The 10,813-nt window shown below is 48.9% G+C and carries 5 protein-coding genes; 1 reads left to right on the forward strand and 4 read right to left on the reverse strand.

What is annotated here, in order from left to right; all coding sequences use genetic code 11:
* Positions 1–601 precede the first annotated feature (601 nt).
* Positions 602–3,343, reverse strand: coding sequence for a family 10 glycosylhydrolase (locus QUB35_RS36890; protein ID WP_445252080.1), 2,742 nt, complete (start codon positions 3,341–3,343; stop codon positions 602–604).
* 592 nt (positions 3,344–3,935) lie between these two features.
* The gene (locus QUB35_RS36895; RefSeq protein ID WP_333147716.1) at positions 3,936–6,674 is read right to left on the reverse strand and encodes a DEAD/DEAH box helicase; all 2,739 of its coding nucleotides are present in this window, start codon (positions 6,672–6,674) and stop codon (positions 3,936–3,938) included.
* A 300-nt stretch (positions 6,675–6,974) separates the two neighbouring features.
* Here QUB35_RS36895 and QUB35_RS36900 point away from each other — a divergent pair, with 300 nt between their 5' ends.
* Positions 6,975–8,108 carry a succinylglutamate desuccinylase/aspartoacylase family protein gene (locus tag QUB35_RS36900; RefSeq protein ID WP_333147718.1) on the forward strand — a complete coding sequence of 378 codons (1,134 nt, stop codon included), beginning with the start codon at positions 6,975–6,977 and terminating at the stop codon, positions 8,106–8,108.
* 238 nt (positions 8,109–8,346) lie between these two features.
* Here QUB35_RS36900 and QUB35_RS36905 read toward each other — a convergent pair whose 3' ends face one another.
* Positions 8,347–8,571, reverse strand: coding sequence for a hypothetical protein (locus QUB35_RS36905; RefSeq protein ID WP_333147720.1), 225 nt, complete (start codon positions 8,569–8,571; stop codon positions 8,347–8,349).
* 159 nt (positions 8,572–8,730) lie between these two features.
* Positions 8,731–10,813 (reverse strand): phosphodiester glycosidase family protein (locus QUB35_RS36910; RefSeq protein ID WP_333147722.1); only part of this gene is annotated, 2,083 nt, incomplete at its 5' end.

A 10,813-nucleotide genomic window follows, 5' to 3' on the forward strand; every position in this document is an offset into this window, starting at 1 on the left:
GTTGACTGTTGACTGTTGACTGTTGACTGTTGACTGTTGACTGTTGACTGTTGACTGTTGACTGTTGACTGTTGACTTGGTGTCGAAAAACTCAATGGTTGACTGTTGACTGTTGACTGTTGACTGTTGACTCGGTGTCGGAAAACTCAATGGTTGACTCTTATCCGATGCAACGGGAAACGATATCACTCATTATCAAATTGTTTGAGTTCGACGTTTAAGAGTTTTGAGGACTTCCGTCCTCACTAAGTAAGTAGGTGCAAATAAACATTACATGGTTCGGGCGGGTGAGAGGACTCATCTACTCGCTTCGATCGTGGATCTTAACTCAACCCTCCCTGATAAGATACTATGGTTATTTGGCGATGACCTACTTACAAACTTAAAGTTCGCGATCGCACTTCGACTCAAGACAGGGGGTTTCGGGTTCGCTCAACCACCGGGTTTTTTACTGAATCTGCGAGCTCGAACCAAGTATTGCTGTGAAAAAACCAAGGTGAGGATTACCTGTGGATCGTGAACTAACTTAATTAGATTACGATCGCCCAAATGTTAGCACGATCGCACTATCCACAGCAGCACACACCCGAAAAATCTATATTTACCTGCGATTCAACTCCATCCTTTCGCCGTAACGTAAAAGCATATTCAAACTCTCCAAACGATTTTGCCAAGTTTGCACCTGATAGCTATTTTCTGCAGAATGCAAGCGCATCGAAGATTGAAATTGAGATTGAAAACTCCCCAACAATCTTTTAGCAGTTGCTAAACTTTCTCTCGAAGGATTTGCCGCCAACTTGCTCAAAGCTTGCGCCAATTCATCGGCTCGACTTTGCAAAACTTTTAGTTCAGATTCCGACACCCGCAACTGATTGTTAGCCAACAAAAAACTCCATTCCTGCTTGAGAGCAGTATACCGCGAAGCCGCCGCCGCAAACGGCTGTCGGTAAGGAATCGGCTCTGCAGCAGAAGTGGAACGCACTGGCGGGCCTTGAGTGCGGTTAAAAAAGCCCTGCATCCCGCTGCTGATACTTTCCACCGCAAAAATAGCATAGCCCCCTGTCGGCAAATCGCGCAAAGCTTGAATTTGGTCGATCGCCACAACTTCCGGGAGAGTCAACAACTTAACCGACGGAGAAATCAAAGCCGAACCGAGCATTTGTTCCTTTACCAGCGGTTCCGTAATGCGCTGAAGTCGGTTCGTATCCAAAGCATAAGTCATCGGCACAATCAAATCTACAATACCTTGACGAGCCCAAACTTCCCAATTTTGCTGAATTTTGTAAATCCGCTGACTTTCCGGGTGAGGAAACACCGCCACCGACAGAATAGTGCGCGGATAATTCTGCCGCAAAAGCTGAGAAACTTCAGCTACAAAACTATTAATTTGATTAGTTTTAAACTCAACCCACTGCCGCCATAAACTGCCGGAACTCGGCGAAATATTCACCGGATCTACACCAGTCAACTGCTTAAATTGCTGCCTCCCCGCAATACCGTAACCGTAAGTAAAATTCGCATTGTCATCTTGAAAAGGATAGCGAATATAGTCTAATTGCACCCCATCTACTTTGTAGTTGTTGGCAATTTCGCTGACAATTTGCAGCAAATAATTACGTGCTTCCGGATTCGCCGGATCGAGATAAAATTTACCATCGTTAGGATTTTGCCTGCGTCCTTTATTGTCAATATTTGCCCAATCTGGATAAGCGGAAAGCACCGGCCCAGGATAAGAACTAGGCTGGCCAATTAAAGTATTGTGGCGCTTATTTCCTGTGGCAAAAACCCAAACCCAAGCGTGCAGTTCCATGCCTCGCTCGTGGGCTAATTTAACCGCAGATGCTAGCGGGTCCCAGCCAACAGTCAGGGGATTTTGTTGCGGTGCAACTTGACTGGGATAAATGGGATATCCGGCATTCAAAGTTTCAAAGAAAACAGTATTGATACCGGCGGCGGCGAGTCGATCGAACACTGCCGCCAAACCCTGTTCAGATCGCGCTGCGACGATCGTCCCGCGATCGAGCCAAACCGCGCGAATTTCCGCCCCAACGCGCTGCCCTTCCTTCGGGTAATTTTCCCACAGCAACTGCCGCGCTTCCACCCACTGCGATCTCGCCTCCGCGTAGTTTTGCTCTTGCAGGAGTTGGTCGAAAGTTTGCAGAACCTGCCGCGCTTGGGCGATCGCCCGTCCCCTGATCGCTTGCAGAACAGGGGTGCGGCTGGCTGCCGGGCCGCCACCGCCCTGTTCTGCAGCCAGCAGTTGAGGGGAGGTAGCAGCATTAAGATTGATGGCGGTATTGGCTGAATTAGATGCTGTCAAGGCGCTTTCAAACCGGCCGAGGAGGTTAGTGAGTTCTTGGCGCATCAAGTACGCTTCAATGCTGACGATCGGCTTATTGGAATTGGGCTGCACGTCCAAACCCGCCGGCGCCGCCTGATCCGAAGGGTCTGTAAAAGTTGCAGGTACTGGATCGGGAACCGAGCCAGAGGGAGAAAGTCGGCTCAGCGGGGTAGTACGCGGCAAACTAGGGCTGTTTCTACTGACTCTGGAGGGGGGAGTTGGCAGTGGGGTTCCGGCAGCAGTGGGCGGCGCTACAGGCTGCGAAGCGATTGTGCCTCCCCAGCGGGCGATCGAGGCTTGCAGCCAAGCCTTATCTACATTTGCCGAACCCTCGCTACCCCAGCGCCAGCCGAGATATGTAGCGCGATCCGTGGCGATGGCTGCGGAGGAACCGGAACTATCTTTCCAAGTAGCAATAGTTTGACTGTTTGCATCAGCCGGAATCAAGACACCGCCTTGGACTGAGGCATTTTTTTGTTCTGGGGGCATCCAACTGCTAGAAGTTTTGCAAGCGAGATCCCGACAGCGGCTGCGCGGTTGCGGAGTCGCCGGTTGGGTTAACGGAAAAGCCCAATAGGCCCCAAGGAGCGATCGCAAAGATTGGCGCACCAAGGCCGGGGAACTGCGGCCGACTGGGCCCGAAGCAATCAAGCGGCCGCCTTGGGAGACCCAAGCTTCTAAAACTTTAATTTGCGTCGGACTCAAAGTTTCAATGTTGGGTAAAAACAGCACGTTAACGCCTGTTAAATCCGCCAAATTTTTGATTTCTTCGAGATTGATTGGTTTGTAAGCAATGCCGCTTTCCCAGAGGCGCGTGGTAATCTTTACCCAGTCGGGAGAATTCTCGGAACTGCGAACAACGCCCAGAACTACTTCTGCGAAACTCGGAGAGGGAAATAGGATGAAGAGATTGAGTAATGTACTCGCTAGAGTTCCAATTAAGACTCTTTGCAAGAAAGTGAAAAAGCGATTTTTTTTAGCCTGGGAGCAGGCATCAGGCATTTGATCGGGATTTTTGATTTGTTGCATCATAAATATGAGAATTACTCACCACACCGCTAAAGAAAATTTCAATAACAATTAAGAGCGATCGATCCGCACCATACAATTGTCTATCCTGCCCTGCAACCTGAATCAGGAAAAAGTGCGATCGATCGATTTTAGATTTTGGATTTTAGATTCTCGATTAAAATGTGGGTGCATTTGCTTGAAAAACCAAAAATACAATTTAGATGCGGGACAGTTGACAGCCCGTTGGTGTCAACAAACACGTTAAACCGACCGTCTCTCTTGTTTGTAGCGAAGTCTAGATCCCCCCTAACCCCCCTTAATAAGGGGAGTAGGGGGTGGGACAGGAGTCTGCTCAAAGTCAACCCCTACTCCCCTTATTAAGGGGGGAAAAACAGAGACCGGACAAATGCGGTGCAAGGGGACAGGAGTCTGCTCAAAGTCAACTCCTACTCCCCTTCTTAATGGGGATTTAGGGGGATCTAGACTCGGCTACAACCCTGATTTAGACATGGTTTCAGGCTTAACTTGACACTAATGCTTACAGTCAACAGCCAACAGTCAACTGTCAACTGTCAACAATTTTCTAAGTTGCAGCTTCATTCACCGGAAATCTATCGATTAACTGCATCGCCCGACAAGCATTCCTCCGCAAAGCATCCGAAACATGAGGAACATGAGGAATCTGAGACAAGAAATCCAAAGTCCGGCGCAAAATCCGCACCACATCCCCTTCATCCAAACTCGTATGGCTAATCAGTTCCAGCCATTCAACACCCAGAGCCCACTGCTCAACCAAAGTCACTAAATCCCGTTCCAGCCAAATCGGGATTGCAGCTTCGTGGCGGTACTGCACTTGAAACAATCGGCGGCGCAGGCCTTTTTGTAGATTGTCCAAAGGTGCCAAAACTTCCGGCGACAGCGAGTAGTGAGTCCAACTGTCGGGCCTGGAAACTTCTGTAACTAAGGCCGCGCAAGCAGCAGCGAGGTGGTGGGGGTCGAGTTCGTCAAACTCTGCAGACATCAGGGACAAACCCAGCCACAGTTCGTTATCGCCACGAATGGCGGCGCAAGCTTGGCCCAAGATTGTGGGTACCAACCTGTCGGAGGAGTCATCTCGGTTTCCAGTTGCCGAAACTACTCTTTCCAAGCAGCCAAAATTCAGCAAGATGTCGATTAAGTTGAGAAATTGCTCCCAGTAGCGAGCTCGTTGCTTTTCTAACTCTTGTTCGCTTTTGCGGATTTCTTTTTTCAATTCTTCCCGGCGGCGCTGGCGTTTGAGCAAAGTACCGGGATTGCCCCATTCTAGAACCGGGTGAATTTCTAGCTTAGCTTCTACGGCTGCGATTTTCCGCTGTTGCTCGATCGCCTCTGGGCTCGGTTCTGGTGCGGGCAATTCTGGGATCGATGCAGCAATTGAAGCAGTTTCTTCATTTGCCAAGCGGCATTGGCCGAGTCTCAGGAGCATTTCCGACGGCGGGTTCAAGGTATCTGCAACGGTCAAGCGGGGTAATTCGGCGTGCAGACTCGCGACATCGCTAATGGCGACGACATACCAGCGGTTATCTTTGCCCAAGCACACCAAATTTGGTGCTTGGCCGGAACCTGGGATTTTGGCAACCAATACGGCGGGTACAGGATTTGTGTGCGATCGTTTAGCTGTCGGAACGTGCTTGCCTTTGAGACTCAGAACCGTGCCGAGCACTGCAAAAGCCACAGCTACGGACATCTCCTTAAATCTGGCTTCTTCAGCTTGCTGCAATAGAGTTTTCAGCAAACGTTTGTCTTCTTTGAGTCTTCCCTGCAATTTTTCGTAATGAGCGAGCTCTTTTTCCAGGGTGGAGACATTTCCTCCGGCCGCCAGGGACTGTTCAAGCACCGCCAATTCTGTTTGCAATCGGTCTAATTCTTCTTGCTGCGGCTGCAAGTACAAGGTAGACAGGTATTGACCAAAACTCCGCTCTACCAACTCTTGAGCTTCGTCGAGAGTGTGAGTTTGCAGCAAATTCAGCACCATGCCGTAGCTGGGAGTAAACTGACTGGCGAGGGGGTCGGCTTTGGCTGTTGCCAAATACGAGGCTTCTTTTGCGCCTTCAAAGCGCGTCTGAACTGCGACCACGTGCCCCAGCTTGTCCATGCCCCGCCGACCCGCCCGACCGGCCATTTGCAGGAATTCTGAAGCGTTTAGCAGTCGGTGTCCCTTGTCGGTGCGCTTGGACAGGGTGGAAATGACTGTGGTGCGGGCGGGCATATTAATCCCGGCTGCTAGGGTTTCGGTGGCAAATACGACTTTTATCAAACCTCTGCCAAAAAGTTCTTCTACTAAACCTTTCCAAGCGGGCAAAATGCCTGCGTGGTGGGCGGCGATGCCTTTTAAAAGTGCTTCTTTTTGACCGAAGCGTTCTGCTTCTGGGTTTCGCTGTAAAAAATCGTCAATGATGCGTTTGAGTTCGGCTGTTTCGGCTTCGTTAACTAGGGAGAAATTGCCGACTTCTGCGACTGCTTGGTCGCACCCGCGACGGCTGAAGATGAAGTAAATTGCTGGTAGCATATCTCGATCGTCCAACCGAGCCAAAACATCGGTCAAACTCGGAGTGGGGATGCTGCCTCTTTCTACTTTTTGCTGCTTCTTTTTGGGGACTAATCGGACATTGGCTCTTTTGCCGGTGTCGTCTAGCAGGGGAAATATCCCTTTTTGGTTGGCGAAGTGGAATTGCAGCGGTACTGGCCGAAAGTCTGAGTAGACGAGCTCTGTGGGCCCGTGGACTTTGTTAATCCAGTCTGTGAGTTGGTCGCTATTGGCAACGGTTGCTGAGAGGGCGAGCAGTTGAATTTCGCTCGAACAGTAGATGATGGATTCTTCCCAGACGGTACCACGCTGGCGATCGTTCATGTAGTGACACTCGTCGAGCACCACGGTTTCGACTCCGGTGAGGGAAGTACCGACTTCTCCGATCGGCGTACCGTAGAGCATATTCCGAAATATTTCGGTAGTCATCACCAAAATCGGCGCATCTCGATTGACGGAGATGTCGCCCGTCAGCAAACCTACGTTGTCGTCTCCAAATTGACTGCGGAAGTCGCGCAGCTTTTGGTTAGAGAGTGCTTTGAGGGGAGTGGTGTAGAAGACGCGCCGCCCTCTGGAGAGTGCTTGATGGATGGCGTATTCCCCGATTAACGTTTTCCCAGAGCCTGTGGGAGCGCACACGACAACGGATTTACCTGCATCGAGGGCGGCGATCGCCTCTCTCTGAAAGTTATCTAGCTCGAAGGGAAATATGGTCTTCAGATCCAGCTCTGGGCGGTTCTGGGCAGTGTCTGGCACAAGGATTATTATAAGGTTGCAGGGTAAGTATGCTTAAATCTTGCTGAAAGCAAGTCAGCAGAGGACTGTATTGATTTTAGACCAACGCCCGCAAATCGGCTATGAAGGAATAAGTCTGTTGGCAGTTGGCAGTTGGCAGTTGGCAGTTGGCAGTTGGCAGTTGGCAGAAGAAAGAAAAAAATTTTGCCTTCTTCCCTCTCCCCTCTTCCCTCTTCCCTCTTCCCTCTTCCCTCTTCCCTCTTCCCTCTTCCTGACATCCGTTACATCCGTTACATAATCCGTTGCCGAACTTCCTTCTCTATGATTCCAGTTATTTCGACTATTCCTGTGGTGCAGCTTGCTTCGGGCGATCGGCTTTCACTGCAAGTCTATCAGTTCCAAGGTGCGATTCCCGGCAAAAAAGCTTATCTCCAATCTAACCTGCACGGCGCTGAGATTAGCGGTAATGCTGTGATTCACCAATTAATTGAGTTTTTAATGTCTTTGGACAGCAGTCAGCTAAGCGGGGAAATTTGGCTAGTTCCTGTTTGTAATCCTGTAGGTGTCAGTCAGCGATCGCACCATTTTTCTCCTGGTCGCTTCAATCTTTATGATGGGGTAAATTGGAACCGGATTTTCTGGGATTTTGAAAAACAAGGGGAAGATATTCTGGGTTTTGCTAATGCTCACATCCATCTCGATGCCGATACTGTCAAAGTTAATTACAGAAAAGCGATTGCTTTGAGTTTTGCCAAAGAGTTGGAAAAAATTAATGCTCCTAGTTGCGCCCCCTACAGCCAACTTTACCGATATCAGCTACAATCTTTGTGTTTGGATGCTGACTACGTGCTGGATTTGCACAGTTCTACGAATCAAAGTTTAGATTACCTTTACTGTTTTAATTCCCGCGAGGACAGTGCGAAAGCTTTTTTGCTCGATCGGGCAATCTTGATGAACGAGTACGACGGCGATGCTTTTGACGAGGCGTTTCTCAAGCCTTGGCTGGCTTTGGAGAAGATTTTAGCAGAGTTGGGAAGTGCGATTCAATTTGACGTGGAAGCTTGGACTTTAGAATTAGGTTCGGGGATGGAAATGAATCCCGAGTCTGTGGCGAATGGCTTGCGGGGCATCAAAAATTACTTAGCCAGTAAGGGTTTATTGAAAATAGATGGATTTCCTCTCCCGAAAACTGCGAATCATCACGTTATTTTTACCCCCAAGAATTCAGTGTTCAAATACTACGCGCCGGCGGGCGGGATGATTCAAAATCGAGTGCAATTGGGGAGTTATGTCAAAAAGGGCGATCGGCTTTATCAAATTCTCAGCTTTAATAAGAATGGGGAATTTCCGAGTTTGGTTGATGTTTGTGCTGAGTCGGATGTTTTCATTTTTGATGTTTCGACAAATCAGTCAGTAAATCAAGGAGAGTATGTGTTGTCTGTGATGGCAGATTGAGTTGTGTGAAGATTGTAGGGGTTCTCGCATTCGGGCGAGAGATTTTGAGGCTAACCCAAGACTTTTAGATCCGAATGCGAGAGTCCAATCCACAATGATAACAACATTCTGTAGGGGCGGGTTTTACCCAAAATCTCAGCCTAAGACCAATAATCTCATAAACCCGCCCCCACCCAACTGTAAATCTCAATCTACCTCTTGCAATAAAAAAGTTACAGTGTCAATATGAAATCAATTATCATATACTATTGAATAGGGCTTGTTTAAATTCCGCTGCACTTTGATAATAAATATCAGGATTGTCAATTAAAGCGCGATCGATAACTGTAGCTAGCGGTTGAGGAATCGCAGAAGTGCGATCGCGCACAGGAACCGCATCATTTTGTAAAACCGCCAAAAACAGGTCTTGCTCCTGCAAATTGCGCGGGGAATATCCCGTTATCATCACATACAAACAAGCCACTCGATTTGCGATTTTGGATTATAAAAACTTCTACTCCCCCCCTGCCCTAGCCCCTTTAATAACGGGAGAACAAGAGTTTGTAAGGTGCGTCAGTGGGGAGATTCTCAATTTTTGAGAAGATAACGGACGCTGACGCACCCTACAATTTAAGGTGACGGTTTATGGTTGAATGAAAATACCGATCGCATTATGAACTCTCGCAGCAGTAGACGGAGGTCGATCGAGCAAACTACCTCCCAAATACAAACTCGTCGAACTTCCCCCATCCAAATTTAAAGCCTCCACAGCACCCATTTGCTGCAATATCTGCGCCAGTTCTGCGAAATTTGGCCCCGCCCCGCCCGCACGATTGTGCACCGCTACAATCAGCAAATTCCCCGCAGCAGTTCGCCCGATCGCACTTCTAATTGCTGTCTGTCTAACATAGGCATCGCTAAACCCTTCTGCCTTAGCATCCAGCACAACTTGACTGTTTTGTACCAATACCGGCCCGCCGCCCAGAATGTACGGAAAACGGTTGAAATCAGCAGGAAAAGTGTTAGTTTCTAAACGCAATAAAGTGCCGATGGAGAGTTCAGATGCAGGAAACAAATCGGCACGCAAAGCCAAAATATAACCGTTAGCTGGAATGGGAAAAGTTGTTGTTCCCGCCGCACCTCCGGGGGATTGGCTGACAACTCGCTCGCCCGCAACTGTCACAACTATTTCATTGCCAGACAACGGAGTATAAGTTGTTCCCCAATCAGAATTGTAGCGACCGATTCCCGGTTGTACGTAGGCACTATTGAGATGAGAAATCGGCAAAATTTGATTTGCCGAAGTGATCGCAGTTTCTTGCAAAGTTAAACGATCGATCGCAAATTCTCCCCGATCGTTCCATGCGATCGCCCCCCGGTTCAATATCGGCCCGGAAAGCCATTTATTTTCCCGCCGAATTGCCCCTAAAGCTAAGCGATTAATTCGATTGAAAAAACCTGCATTAATCGCCGCCGCCGCACCCGAAACTTCTGCTGTTTGCAATAAAGGTGCAGTGCCTTGATCGGCAGGCGGATTGCTGAGAATTGGTCTAATTTTTACACCAGCTTGACGCGGATTAACTTCTAACCAAACTACTGGAAAACGCGCGGTTCCTAAATTCTGATACTGCTGCCGCCACTGCACACCGGGAGCCCAAACAATGTTTTTTTCTACTAACGAATCTGGGCGAATGTCGATAACTAATCGATTGGGATTTCCCAGGGTGAAAACTTGCGGCCGCCAACCCAAAGGAATCGTCACTTTGACTTTGGTTTGAACGCCGTCAGGTTCGACTTTTAGTGATAGCAATTGTTTGCTGGTTGAGAAAGTCTGCTGAATTATGGCGGGTGCGACTTTGGCATCGATCGCGATCGACCATTCTTGACCGGCGATCGGCGCTGCGGGCGTTATTTGCAGCGGGAGAGCGGGTTTGGTCGGGTCGTCTGGTGTTTCGAGGTTTGGCGCTGTGCGGAGGCTTGGGATTGGGATAGCGGGCTTTGTGGGGTCGTCCGGGGGGTTGGGTGTGGGTGTCGGCGACGGGATTGGTTTATCGACAAAGTTGACTTGCCAAGGGGTTGGTCGATCGATATCTACTACAATGCGATCGCCCGATTCTATTTCTGCTTGCCGAATTCCGGTAACACTTGCAGTTTGAGAAGTAATTTTTAGAATATTCCCATCAGCAGATATCTCCCAGCCCGCAAGTCTAGCAAAATCGGTAACATCTAAGTAACGATACGAGCCTGTTGCCCGCGCTGCTAAGCTTTGAGCGCCGATTAAAGATACCGAAAACCACTGCACCGGTTGTTTGATACTGTCGGCGCTGCTAAGCAAATCCACTCCCGCACCTTGCATCAATCCAACGTCAGCAATCCAAGTTCGGAAATTCCCAGAAGTGCTGTTTGCCGGCTGCTGAGTCCAACTTAGGGGGAGAATGCGGCCGTTTAGGGACACTTGGCGGCCTTGTTTGATTATCGAAGATGGCGGTACAGATTGAGCCAAAAACCTATAGTCCGACAGGGAATGAATTCCCTGTCTCATAGCTGAAGTCCTCTCAAGAGGACTATCTGTCAATATTTCAGTCGGTTTTAACTGAGATATTGCACCATTTTCAATTACTTGTTTAGCAACAGGCAAGATGCCTGTTTCACAAGAAAATTCACTCTTTGTGGAACGGGCATCTTGCCCGTTTTTGAGAATGGTGCAAGATGCAAGTTTTAACTGA

The organism is Microcoleus sp. B13-B6 (assembly GCF_036705405.1).
Classification (GTDB): Bacteria; Cyanobacteriota; Cyanobacteriia; order Cyanobacteriales; family Microcoleaceae; genus Microcoleus.